General features: G+C 60.9%; 13 protein-coding genes. 11 read left to right on the forward strand and 2 right to left on the reverse strand.

The window, feature by feature from the left end; all coding sequences use genetic code 11:
* The first annotated feature begins 1 nt into the window (after window position 1).
* Complete coding sequence (locus J3P97_RS13655; protein WP_434674486.1) at window positions 2-1411, forward strand: efflux transporter outer membrane subunit; 1410 nt, start codon at window positions 2-4, stop codon at window positions 1409-1411.
* A 96-nt stretch (window positions 1412-1507) separates the two neighbouring features.
* On the opposite strand, the gene J3P97_RS13660 is transcribed toward J3P97_RS13655, so the two are convergent.
* On the reverse strand, window positions 1508-2074 hold the full coding sequence (locus J3P97_RS13660) for a TetR/AcrR family transcriptional regulator (protein ID WP_434674487.1): 567 nt from the start codon (window positions 2072-2074) through the stop codon (window positions 1508-1510).
* Window positions 2075-2341: 267 nt separating this feature from the next.
* Between J3P97_RS13660 and J3P97_RS13665 the strand changes: the two genes are divergently transcribed.
* The 3 genes from J3P97_RS13665 to J3P97_RS13675 are packed head-to-tail and all read left to right on the forward strand — an operon-like array spanning window position 2342 to window position 3961.
* Window positions 2342-2539 carry a hypothetical protein gene (locus J3P97_RS13665; RefSeq protein ID WP_434674488.1) on the forward strand — a complete coding sequence of 66 codons (198 nt, stop codon included), beginning with the start codon at window positions 2342-2344 and terminating at the stop codon, window positions 2537-2539.
* Window positions 2532-3179: a 3-hydroxyacyl-CoA dehydrogenase family protein gene (locus tag J3P97_RS13670; protein WP_434674489.1), complete on the forward strand. Its 648-nt coding sequence runs from the start codon at window positions 2532-2534 to the stop codon at window positions 3177-3179. The genes J3P97_RS13665 and J3P97_RS13670 overlap by 8 nt, the downstream gene beginning before the upstream one ends.
* Window positions 3179-3961 (forward strand): SDR family NAD(P)-dependent oxidoreductase, encoded by a 783-nt coding sequence (locus tag J3P97_RS13675; RefSeq protein WP_434674490.1) that lies wholly within the window; start codon window positions 3179-3181, stop codon window positions 3959-3961. The genes J3P97_RS13670 and J3P97_RS13675 overlap by 1 nt, the downstream gene beginning before the upstream one ends.
* A gap of 8 nt (window positions 3962-3969) precedes the next feature.
* On the opposite strand, the gene J3P97_RS13680 is transcribed toward J3P97_RS13675, so the two are convergent.
* Entirely contained in the window at window positions 3970-4551 is a 582-nt protein-coding gene (locus tag J3P97_RS13680; protein ID WP_434674491.1) for a TetR/AcrR family transcriptional regulator, read from the reverse strand.
* Between the two features lie 405 nt (window positions 4552-4956).
* Between J3P97_RS13680 and J3P97_RS13685 the strand changes: the two genes are divergently transcribed.
* The 7 genes from J3P97_RS13685 to J3P97_RS13715 all read left to right on the forward strand — a co-directional run bounded on the left by J3P97_RS13685 (window position 4957) and on the right by J3P97_RS13715 (window position 15699).
* The gene (locus tag J3P97_RS13685; RefSeq protein WP_434674492.1) at window positions 4957-6381 is read left to right on the forward strand and encodes a DUF1329 domain-containing protein; all 1425 of its coding nucleotides are present in this window, start codon (window positions 4957-4959) and stop codon (window positions 6379-6381) included.
* Between the two features lie 81 nt (window positions 6382-6462).
* Window positions 6463-8046: a DUF1302 domain-containing protein gene (locus tag J3P97_RS13690; RefSeq protein ID WP_434671927.1), complete on the forward strand. Its 1584-nt coding sequence runs from the start codon at window positions 6463-6465 to the stop codon at window positions 8044-8046.
* An 8-nt stretch (window positions 8047-8054) separates the two neighbouring features.
* A complete protein-coding gene (locus J3P97_RS13695) occupies window positions 8055-10457 on the forward strand; it encodes an efflux RND transporter permease subunit (RefSeq protein WP_434671928.1) in 2403 nt (800 codons plus the stop codon).
* A gap of 10 nt (window positions 10458-10467) precedes the next feature.
* Complete coding sequence (locus J3P97_RS13700; protein WP_434671929.1) at window positions 10468-11412, forward strand: WD40/YVTN/BNR-like repeat-containing protein; 945 nt, start codon at window positions 10468-10470, stop codon at window positions 11410-11412.
* A gap of 245 nt (window positions 11413-11657) precedes the next feature.
* The gene (locus J3P97_RS13705; protein WP_122843987.1) at window positions 11658-12941 is read left to right on the forward strand and encodes an acyl-CoA dehydrogenase family protein; all 1284 of its coding nucleotides are present in this window, start codon (window positions 11658-11660) and stop codon (window positions 12939-12941) included.
* 54 nt (window positions 12942-12995) lie between these two features.
* Window positions 12996-14129 (forward strand): saccharopine dehydrogenase family protein, encoded by a 1134-nt coding sequence (locus J3P97_RS13710; protein ID WP_122607415.1) that lies wholly within the window; start codon window positions 12996-12998, stop codon window positions 14127-14129.
* 10 nt (window positions 14130-14139) lie between these two features.
* A complete protein-coding gene (locus J3P97_RS13715) occupies window positions 14140-15699 on the forward strand; it encodes an AMP-binding protein (protein ID WP_122607421.1) in 1560 nt (519 codons plus the stop codon).
* Window positions 15700-15703 lie beyond the last annotated feature (4 nt).

Below are 15703 nucleotides of genomic sequence, written 5' to 3' on the forward strand. Positions count from 1 at the left end.
CATGCGTATTTCAGGATTTTCTGCGCTGGTGATCGCCATACTGCTGGCCGGTTGCTCGTTGGCGCCGACCTATGATCGGCCCGTTGCACCGGTCGCGGACAACTGGGCGGGCGAGTCGCTGAAACAAGGCGTTCCGATCAACCAATTAGCATGGCAGGCGTTCATCGTCGATCCCGACCTGCGCCGTCTGGTGGAGGTTGCGCTGGATAACAATCGCTCATTGCGCCAGACCCTTCTGGACATCGAGCAGGCTCGGGCGCTGTACCGCATTCAGCGGGCCGATCGGGTTCCCGGGCTGAATGCAAGCGCGTCCGGCAATCGCCAGCGCTTGCCCTCGGGCCTGGCCAGCTATGGCCGGGCAGGAGTGGCCAGCCAGTATCAGGTCGGCCTGTCGCTGCCCGAATACGAGCTGGATCTGTTTGGCCGGGTAAAAAGCCTCAGCGACTCTGCGCTGCAGGAATATCTGGCCACCGAAGAAGCCGCCCGCGCCGCGCAGATCGCGCTGATCGCCGAAGTCAGTCAGGCCTATCTGGTTCATGACGGCGCCCAGCGTCGTCTGGATTTGACCCAACAAACACTGAGCAGCCGCGAATACTCGTTCGCGCTGATCAGCCAGCGCCGCTCCAGCGGTACGGCGACTGCGCTGGATTATCAGGAAGCGCTTGGGCTGGTGGAGCAGGCGCGGGCCGAGCAGGAACGCAATCTGCGCGAGAAGCAGCAGGCGTTCAACGCGCTGGTTTTGCTGCTGGGGACAAAGGACGCAGGAAAAGTGATTCCCGAGCGCCTGACGACGCAGCCGATGCTGGTTCAGGACATCGCCCCGGACACCACGTCGACGCTGATCGAGCGCCGGCCGGACATTCTTGCGGCCGAGCATCGACTGCAAGCGCGCAATGCCGATATCGGCGCGGCACGGGCAGCGTTCTTTCCGCGTATCAGCCTGACCGGCAGCTTTGGTACTTCCAGCGCGCAAATGTCCGGTCTGTTCGACGGTGGCTCGCGCTCCTGGAGTTTTGTGCCGAACCTTTCGCTGCCGTTGTTTGATGCCGGTCGCAATAGTGCCGGGCTGAGTCTGGCCGAAGCCCGCAAGGATTCAGCTGTGGCGGCCTATGAAGGCACGATTCAGACGGCGTTCCGCGAGGTCGCCGATGCATTGGCTGCCACCGACACCTTGCGCCGGGAGGAGGCCGCGCGCCGAGCACTGGCCAACACCAGCACTGTAACCCTGAGTCTGGCCAGGGCTCGATATGAAGGCGGTATCGACAGCCACCTGCGTTATCTCGATGCGCAGCGCACCAGCTTCGTCAACGAGACAGCGTTTATTGAGATCAGCACGCAACGGCAGATCGCTTTGGTCGATCTGTTCCGTTCGCTGGGCGGAGGATGGTCCACGCCGACAACCGTCAGGTAACGCCCTACCGGAGCTCCTTTGGGTTGGCGCATCCAACCTTTTTTTGCCCCGTGAACCGATAGGTCACGGGGCTTTTTTTGCGGGAAAAAATGAGGATCAGGGGGCGGGCGTAGCGGTGGCGGCGCCGTGCAGAAACATCTGTTCCAGCACGTTGGCCGAGTTGGCACTGGCCGCGCGTCCACGGCGCTCGGCATCGACCATGCCGAAGATCATGGTCAGGAACAGTTCGGTGAACACCGCTGCGGTGACATCGATGCGGAACGCGCCCGATTGCTGGCCACGCAGGAAAAAGGCATCGAGTGCATCGGCATAAGTCTGCCAGCGGTCGCCCTCACCATTGACCGCAAACGTGTCGGGGCGGTACTGAAAGAGTAGGAAAACCAGCATTTCCCGATGCGCCAGATGCTCGTTGATCAGACTGCGCAACGCCTGCACCGGCTCGCCGTGCAACAGGTCAGTGGTGGTGGTGATCTGGTTCAGCACCGTCTCACCATGGCTTTCCATCATCTGAACCAGATTGTCACGGGTGCCGCAAAAGCGATGCAGAGTAGCCTTGCTGACGCCAGCCGCTTCAGCCAGTTCCTTGAGCGTCGCCCGGGGGCGATCAACGATGGCCAAGGCCAGCGCCTTGATGAGTCGTTCATCTTGAGGAGTCAGGGACATCAGTTGGTCTCGAATCGAATTTCAATAGGCTGAATTGTGCCGGAAAAGCTCATTACTGCAACGAAAACCACTGAAATAGAGAAAATTAGTTCATTTGAGACAATTTCTGTTCATCGCGCAGGTCGAATTACAGAGCGTTCGACTGTCATGAACTGCAAAAAACCTGGCGCGATCTGCCAAGCTTTTGCGGCGCGCGCTACCCAGAATCAAAACCCTCAATAACAAAAGACACTGCATTTGGCCCCAGCCAGATGACGGAGGTTAGTGATGCGCCCAATTGTTTTTTCCTGCCTGACCGTGACTCTCGTCTCACTCGCCATTTACTCGATTTATAGCTTTTACTCGACCGGCTCGTACGGCGCGTTCAGCGCGGTGAGTTCGACGCTGCCGGCGCGCGCGCAGCCTGGTTTGCCGGTTGCCAGCATCGGCGGGTATTCCGCAAGTTTTGAGATACGCCATGTCTGACCAGGTCTATTACCGTTTCGAATACGGCCTTGCGCTGTCCGCTCTGAACCGTGCGCCGTGCAAGATCAATAAGGTGGCGGTGATCGGTGCCGGCACGCTGGGTGGCGGCATCGCGATGTGCTTCGCCGATGTCGGCATTGCCGTGGCGCTGATGGATGTGGACAGGCGCACGCTGAACCGTGGCCTTCGACGCATCCACGAAAATTATCAGCTCCACGTTCAGCGCGGCCAGCTCATCGCCGCACAAGTACAGCCGCGGATGGAGCTGTTATTCACCACGTTCGACTACGCAGATCTTTCGGATGCCGACCTGATCATCGAGGCGACGTGCGAAAAGCTGGAGAGCAAACACCAGGTGTTTCTCGCGCTGGATCAGGTCTGCAAAGCGGGCGCTATTTTCGCGCCCCATACGTCGTCGCTGGATATCGAAGCGCTGGCGAACAAGGTTTCGCGGCCACAGGCTGTGGTCGGGCTGCGTTTCTTCAGCCCGGCCTCCGACATGTGCCAAGTGGAAATTGTGCCTTGCCAGGCCACAGCGGCGTATGCGGTAACGGCCGTCGTGGAGATCGTCCGGCGTATCGGAAAACGGCCGGTTTTGTGCGGCAACGCTGCCGAGTCCAATTTTATCGAGGTGCACTGATGACTTACGATTTCGCCCAGAACTTTTCCCTCGCCGGCCGAACGGTATTGATCACCGGCGCCTCCAGCGGCATTGGTGCGCATCTGGCGCGGGTCGCTGCACATGCCGGCGCCCGGGTGGTGCTGACTGCGCGGCGCGTGGAAAAGCTTGCGCAAGTGGCCAAGGACATTGAGTGGGATTGCGGGCAGGCGCTGTCGGTTGAACTCGACGTGACCGATCGCGGCAGTGTCGAAGCCGCGTTCGATACGGCCCAAGCGCATTTCGGCCTGGTCGACGTGGTGCTCAACAACGCCGGAATCGGTGACGGTCAGCGCCCGCTGGAGATCAGCGAAGAGCAGTGGCGCGCAATGCTGTCGACCAATCTGGACGGCGTCTGGCGTGTGGCCCAGGTTGCCGCTCAACGGCTGGCCAAGGCCGGGCGCAGCGGCAGCATCGTCAACGTGGCGTCGATTCTTGGATTACGCGTCGGCACCGGTTACAGCCATTACAGCGCCGCGAAAGCCGGGGTTGTCCAACTGACCAAATCCCTGGCCCTGGAACTGGCGCGGTATAACATCCGGGTCAACGCCATTGCGCCCGGCTACTTCAAGACCGAGATGAACCAGGCCTTTTTTGAAGGCGAGAAGGGCAACAACTACATCCGCGACGTGATTCCCATGCGGCGCCTGGGCCAGTTGCACGAACTGGCCGGACCGTTTTTGCTGTTGGCCAGCGATGCCGGGGCGTTCATGACCGGCAGCGTATTGGCGGTGGATGGCGGCCATCTGGTCAGCAGCATGTGATGATCGACTCAGTGACTGGCCACCAGCAAGGCCAGCGCCGTGCAAGCAGTCTCGGTTTCGGCTCGCAATCGATCCAGATCACCGTGGGCCGACCAGGCAATGGTCAGCCCGTCTACCAGTTGGATCAACAAGCGACTGGTCGCCTTTAAAAACGCTTCGTCCAACTCAGTTCCCATGGCCCGCTGCAGCGCCTGCTCGGTGGCTTCAATCGCCACCGAGTAAATCTTGCTGGCCATTTGCGGGTCATTGCGCACTGCCCAGAAGAACAACTCGGTCTGCGCCCTGGCCGCATCCGGATGATCGATGAACCAAGTAATCAACTGGCGCAGAACTTCGGCAGTCGTCGCCGCCGCAGTGGTGCCGGCCGGTACCCGTTCCAGCGCTTGCGGGGGCAGGCTGAACAGCGATTCGTAGACGGCATAAAACAGGTCGTTCTTGGTATGAAACACGTAGTGCAACGAGGCCAACGGACAGCCGGCCTGCGCCGAAATACGGCGGGTCGTGGCATTGGCTACGCCGTGCTCGGCGATCACTCTGATCGTTGCTTCGACGAAATCCTGCCGGCGTAATTCAGCGCCCATTCTGGCCATGGTTCAGCAATCTCCCTTATTCCTGGCGCCCCCGAAAACGAAGAGGGCGATGTCGACGCTTGCGGATCCTACATCAACAAATCGCACGACGTCATGAATGAAAACGGTACGTGAAACGGTTGCACCAATAATGGTAACAACTGTTTCGTTATTTCACGTATTGGTGCGTTCCGACGAAACAAACGAGAACATTCTCCGGCAGTTTCCCCGCACCGTCGTTCCGATGAGCGCGCAATCGATTGATAAGAAACGACTAATTCCGGTCCCGCGAATCTTGGCACCGGGCTTGCTTTGATCACACGACTTGGTCAACTGATCAAGTCAGTTGATTAGGTTAGCGCAGGCAACGGGTTGCCACCGTCAAGACGGCCCCGTTGCTGACCAAGGCCCACGAGGATCCCTCCCATGAACACAGTGATTGAGCGCCCCCATAACAATTTTTCTACCGGCGTCGTAATCCGGCACCTGGTCGCAGCCGTCGCCGCCTCGGCGTTTTTCTGTACGGCACAGGCGGCAGACAAGGATCCTGCTTTGCTCGGCAGCAAACTGACCCCGCTGGGAGGCGAGGCCGCGGCCAGCGCCGACGGGGTGATTCCCGCCTGGACGGCGCCCGGCCCTCAAGGTGGCAGTTGGAGCCACGGCCAGGTGCGCGGCCAGCAATGGAAATTCAAGGATGACAAACCGCTGTTCAGTATCGACTCGGGCAACGTCGCGAAGTACGCCAGCAAGCTTTCACCGGGCCAGGTGGAAATGTTCAAGAAGATTCCGGGCTACCGCATGGACGTGTACCCGACGCGACGTAGCTGCGGCGTGCCGGATTTCGTCGCGGACAACACCAAGAAGAACGTCGGTTTCGCCAAGCTCGACGGCGACGGCCTAGCGTTGCAGGAAGCCTACGTGCCGGGCATTCCGTTTCCATTTCCAGCCTCGGGCGCCGAGGTCATGTGGAACATGAAAATGCGCTATCGCGGCGTGGGTTTCGATATGTCGAAGACCGTGTCCGGCATTTCGCCACGCAAGGGCAGTGAGGACTGGCTGCGAACCTCCACCGACTGGTTCATGTACACGCCATGGGGCGTGAAGGGCAGCGCGCTGTTCTCGTCATTCGATCGTCTGGAAGTCGCCACCTACTTCAGCTACACCGACCCCGCCGCACTGGCCGGACAAGCCGGAGTGGTCACGACCAAGGCTGGCGAGCAAGCCACCACGTTCTATTACTTCCCGGGCCAGCGCCGCGTGCGGCGCATGCCGGCGTATTCCTACGACGCGCCGCAAATCGGTCTGGACAATCAATACACCATCGATGAATCCAATGTGTTCTTCGGCCCCATGGACCGCTTCGACTGGAAGCTGCTGGGCAAGCAGGAAATGCTCGTGCCCTACAACTCGTTCGGGGCCTACGACAACTCGGCGAAGATTGAGGACGTGGCCAAGCGCGACTTCATCGCTCCCAAGTCGCGTCGCTATGAGCTGCACCGCGTGTGGGTGGTCGAGGCCACTGTTCGCCAAGGCATGCGTCACCAGGCGCCGAAGCGTCTGTTCTACATCGACGAAGACAGCTGGAACGCGCTGATGGCGGTGGACTACGACAAGCAGGGGCAAATCTGGAAAGTCCGCGAGGGCTACACAATCCCGGTGTACGAGACCGGCACCTGCGACATGGAAGCCCAGGCGCAATACAACCTGGTTGACGGTCGCTACCTGTACGACATGACCTCCATCGGCACCGGCAAGAATGACCATCGCTGGCTGACCGACGGGGCGAGCAATCCGCGCCTGAAACGTGACTTCTACACCTCAGACAACCTGCGCGCCACCAGCGAACGCTGACAGCGGCTTTCGGGAACAGACATGAAAAAAATAATCAGTAGAACCTCAGGTCTTGTCATCGCGTGTGCAGCCCCATTTGCCATGGCGTTCACCTTTGAAACCGAAAACATTCGCGGCTCATTCGATTCCACCCTCGCTGTGGGCATGGGACTGCGCACTGAATCGCGTGGCTGCAACCTCATTATCAGCAGCCCCGGCGGGCACAATCCACCCAGTGGCTGTCTGGCGCCCAGCGCCGGGATTGGTGATCAGGGCGACTTGAATTACGACCGGGGCGACCTCTTCACCAATTACATAAAAGGCACCCATGAGCTGGTGCTGAAATTTCCCGAGGACTACACGTTCATGGCGCGCGGCAGCTGGATCCGCGACTTTGCCGCGACCGACACCAGCGGCGCGTTGTCGACCGACCGCCCTGCAGGCGTCGGCAGCGACGGCCTGACCAGCAGCGCGCGCGACGATCTGGAGTTCAAGGCGCGGCTGCTGGATCTGTGGGTGAGCAAGAGCTTTGATGTCGGTGACCAGCGGGTCCGCGCTCGCCTGGGTAATCAGGTGATCAACTGGGGCGAGAGTCTGTTCGCGGCCGGCGGCATCAACAACACCAACGCCTACGATGTCATGGCCTTGTCGCGCCCCGGTACCCAGCTCAAGGAAGCCTTGCTGCCGGCGCCGATGCTCAGCCTCGCGTCGGGGCTTGGCGCCGGGGTGAATATCGAGGCGTACTGGCAGTTCAACTGGAACAAAAGCGAATTGCCGCCAGTGGGCAGCTATTGGTCCACGACCCATGCGCTGGGCGAGGGCAGGGGTGCCTACGGGTACGATGAAAAAGAGGCGCGCAACGGCGGCCAATGGGGCGTGTCGCTGCGCTGGCAGCCTGACAACACCGATCTCAACCTGGGTCTGTACGTGATGCGTTATCACGACAAACTGCCGTCACTGAGCGTGCAGGTGGATCCGCAAACCTTCGCCGTGTCGCCGACCTGGGAATATCCGGAAGACCGAATGATGTACGGCATCAGCGCCAACATGCCGGTCGGCGACTGGGCACTGGGCACCGAGTTGTCCTACCGTCCCAAGGATGCGGTACCACTCAACCCGGTCATCGACGCTTGTGCCGCTAACGGTGGCAAATGCTGGAAAGACGCAAAGAAATTGCAATGGCACCTGACCGGCATCTACAGCATGACGCCGTCCAACTCTCCGACCTTGCTTGAATTCACCGGTGCCAGCACCGGCACCTTGTTGAGCGAACTGGTGGTCGTGAAATACCCCGGCCTGCATAACGACTACGCCGGGGAACCGATCGCCGCCGGCCTCAATACCTGGCAACTGGATCCGGCCATTGCGCCAAGCGCCAAGGGCAACAAAACCTCCTCCGGCATCAGCCTCGATTTGAGCCTGACCTACGACAACACGCTGATTCCCGGCTGGCAGGTCACGCCGGGCGTGTTCTATTCGCGCTCGATCAACGGACGCACCCCGAACCTGTCGGCCACCTTCACCGAAGATGCAAGCAGCATGAACCTGTACCTCAATTTCGTGCGCAACCCGGCGAGCTGGCAGATCTCGGTCAACTACGCAAAATTCATGGGTGGCAAGACCCCTTACGATCAACTGCTGCGTGATCGCGATTACGTCGGCCTTGTGGTTTCCCGAACCCTGTGAGGCGCGCCGTGAACAGTTCCCTGAACCTCAAGCAAAACCCTGTGCGCGGCGTCCTGCCGCGCATCGAACAATGGCTGTTCTCGCACCGCCTGCTGACGTTGGCGGGTCTGGCGCTGTTCACCCTGGGCATGGCCTGGTTTGCGGTGCAGTTGCGCATGGAAGCCGGGTTTGAAAAGCAGTTACCCATCGGCCACGAATACATCGAAACCTTTGAGACCTATCGCAATGACTTGCTCGGCGCGAACCGGTTGACGGTGGTGGTCAAGGCGCGCCAAGGGACGATCTGGAGCCAGGCAGGGCTCAAGCGTCTTTATGACGTCACCCAGGCGCTGATATTTCTGCCCAACGTGTCGCGCAGCAGCGTGCGTTCGTTGTGGACGCCCAACGCGTTCGTCAATGAAATCACCGAGGAGGGCTTTCGTGCGGACCCGCTGGTACCGGGGACGGTAACCCCGGAAAGTCTCGATGAGGCGAGCATTGCCATGATCGCCAACTCGACAGCGCAGGGCGGTTTTATCGGGACGTTGGTGGCTCGCGACCAGAGCAGCGCGATGATCACGGTCGATCTCAACGAATTCGATGCCAACGGCCAGCGCCTGGATTATGTGGCGTACAACCAGGTGCTGGAGCAGCAGATTCGCCGTCAGTTCGAGGACACGGATTTCGAGATCCAGATCATCGGCTTCGCCAAGCAGATCGGGGACATTGCTGTGGGTGCGTCAGCGGTTCTCGAGTTCTGTCTGCTGGCCTTGTTGCTGACGGCGGCTGCGGTGTACTGGTACTGCCATTCGCTGCGCTTCACCTTGCTGGCGGTGGGGTGCTCGTTGGTGTCGCTGATCTGGCAGTTCGGCGCCTTGCGTCTGCTCGGTTACGGCCTGGATCCGCTGGCGGTGCTGGTGCCGTTTCTGGTGTTTGCCATCGGCGTGTCCCATGGCGTGCAGCAGATCAACTTCATCATTCGCGAGATCGCCTGCGGCAAATCAGTGGAGGGCGCAGCGCGGGCGAGTTTCAGTGGGTTGCTGATTCCGGGCACGCTGGCGTTGGTCACCGCATTTGTATCGTTCGTGACGTTGCTGTTGATCCCGATCCCCATGGTGCGGGAACTGGCAATCACCGCGTCACTGGGGGTCGCGTTTAAGATCGTCACCAATCTGGTGATGCTGCCGGTGGTGGCCTCGATGCTCAGCGTGCAGGATGGTTACGCTGCCGCCGAGGAAGTTTCTCGCCAGCGCCGCGCTCGTTGGTTGCACGGTCTTGCGCGTTTGAGCGAATGGCACAACGTGCGCTGGGTGCTGGGCATGGCGGTGCTGATCTTTGTCACGGCCGCCTGGCAAAGCCATGATCGAGTCGTCGGTTCTTTGCAGGCCGGCGCCCCGGAACTGCGCGAGGATGCGCGATTCAATAGGGATGCGCTGTCGATCGCCAGCCATTACGACATCGGTCTGGACTGGCTCAGTGTGGTGTTCGAGGTCAAGGTCGAGGGCGGCGCGAACGACTGCGAAAACGTTGCGCTCGGCCAGTATCAGGACCGCTTCGTCTGGGCCATGCAAGGGGTGCCTGGTGTGGTCTCGGTGACCTCGTTTTCCAACAGCCTACGCCAGTTCAACGAGGGTTATAACGAGGGCAATCCGAAAATGAACGCGGTGCCCATCGACCCGACCAACTACTCGTCGATGGCCGCCGAGGTGGCTCGCGTGCCCGGCATGATGCTGCCCGATTGCAGTATGACCGCGGTGCATCTGTTTCTCGCCGATCACAAGGCGACCACAATTCACCGGGTGATCGCCGCGACCAAGGCGTTCCGCAGCCAGTTCACTCAGCCCGGAGTGAGCGTACGTCTGGCGTCCGGTAATGCCGGCGTAATTGCGGCGATCAACGAAGAGGTGGAACGCAGCGAGCTGCCGATGATGCTTTACGTCTACGGCGCAATCGCGCTGCTGGTGTTTGTCGTTTATCGCGACTGGCGCGCCGTGCTGGTCTGCTGCCTGCCGCTGACCCTGGGCACCTTCATCGGCTACTGGTTCATGAAAGAACTGCAGATCGGCCTGACCATCGCCACCTTGCCGGTCATGGTGCTCGCCGTCGGCATCGGCGTGGATTACGCGTTCTACATCTACAACCGTTTGCAGTTGCATCAGGCCCTCGGCCAGCCGATCACCAAAGCTGTCGAGCACGCGTTGCTGGAGGTCGGCGTCGCCACGATTTTTACCGCCATCACCCTGGCGGTGGGCGTCGCCACCTGGGCGTTTTCCGATCTGAAGTTCCAGGCAGACATGGGCAAGCTGCTGGCTTTCATGTTTCTGGTCAATATGATCATGGCCATGACCGTTCTCCCAGCCTTCGCCGTATGGCTGGAGCGGACATTCCCGCGGCGGCGCCCAGTGCGTCTGATCGGCTCACTGGTGCATTGAGGACATAGCCATGCGAAACCTGATGCCTTTACTGGTTCTGATGTTGCCGACGCTGTTGCAGGCGTCATCCTTGCCGGCGGTTCCGGCGACCGTGACGGCCAGCGCCACAGCCGCGACGCTGTTGAGCGTTGCCCGCGCCGGGGAGCGAACCGTTGCCGTCGGTGATCACGGTGTGGTGCTGCTGTCGGACGATCACGGCGGGCATTTCCGTCAGGCTGCGTCCGTGCCGTTGTCCACGCCTCTGACCGGGGTGTCCTTCGTCGACGCCCGTCAGGGTTGGGCCGTGGGTCACTGGGGGGCGATTCTGGCCACTACTGACGGCGGCGATACCTGGCAGGTGCAACGCCTGTCCAGTGCGGAAGATCGGCCGCTGTTTACCGTGCACTTTTTCAATCCGCAGCAAGGGGTGGCGGTGGGGCTGTGGTCGCTGGTGCTGACCACAGATGACGGCGGCAAGACCTGGACCGAGCAGCAACTTGAAGCTCCGCCAGGATCGAAGCGCGCCGATCTGAACCTGATGGGGCTGTTTGCCGATCGAGAAGGGCGCTTGTACGCCACCGCCGAACGCGGCCAGTTATTGCACTCGGACGATCAGGGCAAGCACTGGCGCTACATGGATACCGGTTACAGCGGCACTTTGTGGACGGGAGCGGTGCTGGGCGACGGCTCGCTGCTGGTGGGCGGGCAACGCGGCACGTTGCTGCACGGCTCCGCCGACGGCGCACGCTGGCAGCGCGTACCGCTGCAGAGCAAGAGCTCGGTCACCGCCATCGATGTTTCCGGGCAGACAGTCATTGCGGTAGGGCTCGACGGCTTGCTCGTGCGCAGTGACGACGGTGGCCAAAGTTTCCATGAGCAACCCAGCGGCGACGGGGTTTCGCTCACGGCGACACTGCTGAACGGGGATGGCTCGCCGATCGTGTTTTCCCGTAGAGGCGTCGTTTCTCGGCGCTGATACCCGGGTGGATGTCGGGAGGCCGGCGCCATGCCGGTTTCCCGGCAGTTCAGCGCGATTTTTTTCTCAAACAAACTGCTGATTTTCGGCCGGTTTTCCCGCGCCTGAAGAAGTCTTTGCAGGCTCGAAATAATAAACATAACGTATGTTGCGTTAAATAATTTTGCTTGTTAGAGTCGATGACAAATAACAAGACGCAGCACGTTGCAAGCGCAGCGGTTGCCACTCTCGATGGAGGTACTTTGATGATCTCGCTCAAGTCGACACTCACCCTGCCAGCCGCCGGACTCACCGGTTTCGAAACCCCGCTGACAGAAGAGGAGGCTGCGATTCAGGCCTCCGTGCACCGCTTCGCCAAAGAAGTGTTGCGACCATTGGGTCGCGAGCTGGATCGCATGACCGCCGAAGAGGTGGTTGCCCCCGGCTCGCCTTACTACTCGCTGTTTGCCGAATTCGCCAAACTCGGCCTCGACCCGGCGCTGTTGGCGCAGCTGCCGCCGGACATGGCGGTGCGGATCGAATCGCTGATCGGTGAAGAACTCGGCTGGGGTGATGCCGGGCTGGCGATCTCTTTGGGCTGCGCCGGTTTCCCGCTGCAAATGGCCGTTGCCGCCGGCAATGCCGAGTTGGTCGAACTCTGCCAGGGCCGGATCGGCTGCTGGATGGCCACCCAACCCGACCGTGGCAGCGACAACCAGATCTTCGACATGGCGCGAGACTGGCCAGCGGGCAAGCCCGGCAATATCGGCAACTTGACCGCCAAAGTGGTTGGCGATGAAGTCATCCTCAACGGCCAAAGCTCGGCGTGGGTCTCCAACGGCGTCATCGCCCAAGTGGCACTGGGCTTGATCTGTGCCGATTACGGTGACGGGTTTTACGATGAGAACGGCCGGCCGCACGGGATTGCGCTGATTATTCCGCTCGATCTCAAGGGCGTGTCCAAGGGCAAGCCGCTGGACAAGATCGGCCAGCGCTCCTTGCCCCAAGGCGAAATCTACTTCGACAGCGTACGAGTGCCCCGGCGCTTTGCTATCGCCGAGCGCGACAACTACTACGGCGCCGTCAGTTCTTCCTGGTCGTTCGCCGGCACCCACATGGGGCAGGTGTTCACCGGCGTCGCACGTGCCGCCTTCGAAATGGCCCTGCAGTACTGCCATGAACGCCGCCAGGGCGGGCATCCGTTGATCGACCACCAGATGACCCGCCTGCGTTTGGGCGACATGTTGCGTCGGGTCGAAACGGCCCGTGCGGTCGCCCGCCGTTCGCTGAGCTTCGCGCGCCTTTCACCGCAAACCCATCCGTACGCTACCGCCTCCGCCAAGGTCACGGTGACCGAAGAGGCAATGGCCGTTGTGCAGGAAGCTTTCCGTCTGTTCGGCGGCAATGGCACCACCCGTGAATACCCGATCGAAAAACTCTTGCGTGACACCCAGTCGTCATTGATCGAGGACGGCGAAAACCGCGTCCTGACCATGCGCCTGGGGCTGCTTGCCCAGCAACTGTACGCCGAAGGTTGGGCCAACAACTGATTCTGCATTCACCCGACATCACTCATCCAAAAACAACAAATGAGGTAAATCCCGATGGCCAAATATCCTGTCGTTGTTTACGGCGCCAGTGGTTACACCGGCATGCTGATCATGGACTGGTTGATCGACCAGCACATCCCGTTCACCGCCGTTGCACGCAACGCCGCGCGGGCTCAGGAAATGATGGCGCAACGCGTCGTCGGTCTGGAGTCGGCCACTTACGAAATCATTGAATGCGCCCACGAGGTCGACGCGCTGGTCTCGGTGTTCAAAGGTGCGCGCGTGGTATGCAACACGGTCGGCCCGTTCATCAATTTTGGCCTGACTGCCGTGGAAGCGGCCTTGAAAGCTGGCTGCCATTACCTGGATCCGGCCGGTGAGCAGGCGCACATCCGGGCCTTGCGCGACCAGTTCGGTGAGCTGTATCGCCAGGCCGGGCTGCTGCTGTCGCCATCGTTGGCGTACATGTACACCTACGCCGAGATCGCCGCCGAACTGGCCCTGGAAACGCCGGGTGTCGATTCGCTGGAAACCGCGACCCTGACCCGTGGCCCGCGCACCGGTGCTGCCGGGGTGACTGTCGGTTCTACGGCGACCATTTTCGAAGGCGTGCGTTACCCCGGTGCCTACCTGTGGGAGAAGGAACTGGTGCCTTATGCACCGAACGCCAGCTTCAACGTGGTCTGCCCCGATCTACTGGAAGCGGTGTTCTGCCTCCCTTGGGGGGGCACCTCGCTGCCGGTGTTCTTCGAAGATGATGGCCGCGTGCGAAGTTGCATGTCCTGTGTCGGCTTCTACGACAACCCGGTGATGAAAATGGTCCACGGCCTGGGCGAGAAGTGGGAAGCCGAATACAAGCACCTGCCCAAGGAACAGCAGGACGCGGTGATTCAGAGCCTCGTGCAATCGACCACCCCGAGCATGCCGCCGCGTGAGCGCAGCACCCTGCAACGCACCGTCGACTTCGCGATCGGCCGCGGTCAACTGACAGCGGTGCGTGCCACCGTGCATGGCATCACGCCGTACATCGCCACCGGCGCCTTGCACGCCGCTGCCGTGGTCAAGCTGTTGAATAACGACACCGCCAGGACCGGGTTCGCCTCGTCCTCGAAAGCCTTCGGTCATCGCTACCTGTTGGGTTTCCTTGAACAGCGTGGCCTTGCCCGCGCAACCGTTACTCAACTGTGAAGTGACCGACATGGCGATTATCGATTTCTTCGACCGTGGCTGGCGGATCAATCCGCACGGCGCGGCGTACATCCAGGACGATCGGGTGTTCACCTTCACCGAAGTCCGCCATCTGTCCTGCCGGATCGCCAACGCGTTGCTGGCGGCCGGTTTGCCGAGCGGCACCAAGGGTGCGGTCTGGTCGGCCAACGACGCGGTGGCCTGGACCTGCACCCTGGGACTTTGGCGCGCCAACCTGTGCTGGATTCCCGTCGGCGCACGCAACAGCGCCGAAGAGAACCGGCACGTGCTCGATGCCTTCGACTGCGAGGTGCTGTTTTTTCAGCGAGAGTTCGCGCCGATCATCGACGCCTTGCGTCCGAGTCTGCCGAAAATCCGTTTGTGGATCTGCATCGACGAGCACCTGCCGGGCGCACCTTCGCTCAAATCCTGGATTGAGGATCAGCCGGTCACGGCACCGGAGGTCGAGTATCAACTGGACGATGTCGTGGCACTCTCGCCAACCGGCGGCACCACCGGGCTGCCCAAGGGGGTGATGAACACTCATCGCAGCATCCAGACGTTCTGCGCGCACTTCATGATCAATTTCCCTTACGGGGATGACCATCCGCCAGTCAACCTGGCGGCGGCGCCGATGACCCACACCGCTGGCACGCTGTCGCTGCCGTGCACCTCGCGCGGTGGCACGGTGGTGATCATTACCAAACCGGATCCGGCGCTGATGCTGGCAATGATCCCGAAGTACAAGGTCACCGAAACCTTTTTGCCGCCTACCGTGATCTATCGACTGCTGGATGTGCCGGATCTGGCGCAGAAGGTCGATTTCAGCTCGCTGAAGTATTTCTTGTACGGCGCGGCGCCGATGTCGGTGGACAAACTCAAGCAAGCCATCGAGACCTTCGGCCCGGTGATGGCCGGCGGTTACGGACAGACCGAAGCCCCGGCCTCGATCTCCAACCTGCCGCCCGCCGAGCATCTGCACGGTGGGCGCCTGGCATCGGACGAGCGACTGTCTTCAGTGGGCCGGCCTAATCCGCTGGTGCGCGTGGAAATCCTCAGCGACGCCGGGGACATCCTCGGTCAGGGTCAAACCGGCGAAATCTGTGTACGCGGCGATCTGGTGATGAAGGGTTATTACAAAGATCCGCAGAAAACCGCAGAAACCATCATCGATGGCTGGCTGCACACCGGCGACATCGGCCACGTTGATGCGCACGGCTACCTGCACATTACCGACCGCAAGAAAGACATGATCATCTCCGGCGGATTCAACGTTTATCCCAGTGAAGTCGAGCAAGTGCTGTGGAGTCATCCGGCGGTGCAGGACTGCGCGGTCATCGGTGTGCCGGATGAGCAATGGGGCGAGGGCGTGAAAGCCGTGGTCGAGTTGAGCGCTGGGCATACCGTCACCGCCGAGGAGTTGATCGAGCTGTGCAAAAGCCGGCTCGGCTCGGTCAAGTCGCCGAAAACCGTAGATTTCATTGATGCATTGCCGCGCAGCCCGGTCGGCAAGGTGCTGAAGAAAGATCTGCGTGCCCATTACTGGCAAAACGTTGAGCGGCGTATCTGAGGGG

The sequence above is a fragment of the Pseudomonas sp. R1-15 genome, assembly GCF_051132085.1.
Classification (GTDB): domain Bacteria; phylum Pseudomonadota; class Gammaproteobacteria; order Pseudomonadales; family Pseudomonadaceae; genus Aquipseudomonas.

What these genes read in the sequence shown, in the direction of transcription:
- J3P97_RS13655 (WP_434674486.1), top strand. Translation starts at nt 2, where the DNA reads ATGCGTATTTCAGGATTTTCTGCGCTGGTGATCGCCATACTGCTGGCC.
- J3P97_RS13660 (WP_434674487.1), bottom strand. Translation starts at nt 2,074, where the DNA reads ATGTCCCTGACTCCTCAAGATGAACGACTCATCAAGGCGCTGGCCTTG.
- J3P97_RS13665 (WP_434674488.1), top strand. Translation starts at nt 2,342, where the DNA reads ATGCGCCCAATTGTTTTTTCCTGCCTGACCGTGACTCTCGTCTCACTC.
- J3P97_RS13670 (WP_434674489.1), top strand. Translation starts at nt 2,532, where the DNA reads ATGTCTGACCAGGTCTATTACCGTTTCGAATACGGCCTTGCGCTGTCC.
- J3P97_RS13675 (WP_434674490.1), top strand. Translation starts at nt 3,179, where the DNA reads ATGACTTACGATTTCGCCCAGAACTTTTCCCTCGCCGGCCGAACGGTA.
- J3P97_RS13680 (WP_434674491.1), bottom strand. Translation starts at nt 4,551, where the DNA reads ATGGCCAGAATGGGCGCTGAATTACGCCGGCAGGATTTCGTCGAAGCA.
- J3P97_RS13685 (WP_434674492.1), top strand. Translation starts at nt 4,957, where the DNA reads ATGAACACAGTGATTGAGCGCCCCCATAACAATTTTTCTACCGGCGTC.
- J3P97_RS13690 (WP_434671927.1), top strand. Translation starts at nt 6,463, where the DNA reads ATGGCGTTCACCTTTGAAACCGAAAACATTCGCGGCTCATTCGATTCC.
- J3P97_RS13700 (WP_434671929.1), top strand. Translation starts at nt 10,468, where the DNA reads ATGCGAAACCTGATGCCTTTACTGGTTCTGATGTTGCCGACGCTGTTG.
- J3P97_RS13705 (WP_122843987.1), top strand. Translation starts at nt 11,658, where the DNA reads ATGATCTCGCTCAAGTCGACACTCACCCTGCCAGCCGCCGGACTCACC.
- J3P97_RS13710 (WP_122607415.1), top strand. Translation starts at nt 12,996, where the DNA reads ATGGCCAAATATCCTGTCGTTGTTTACGGCGCCAGTGGTTACACCGGC.
- J3P97_RS13715 (WP_122607421.1), top strand. Translation starts at nt 14,140, where the DNA reads ATGGCGATTATCGATTTCTTCGACCGTGGCTGGCGGATCAATCCGCAC.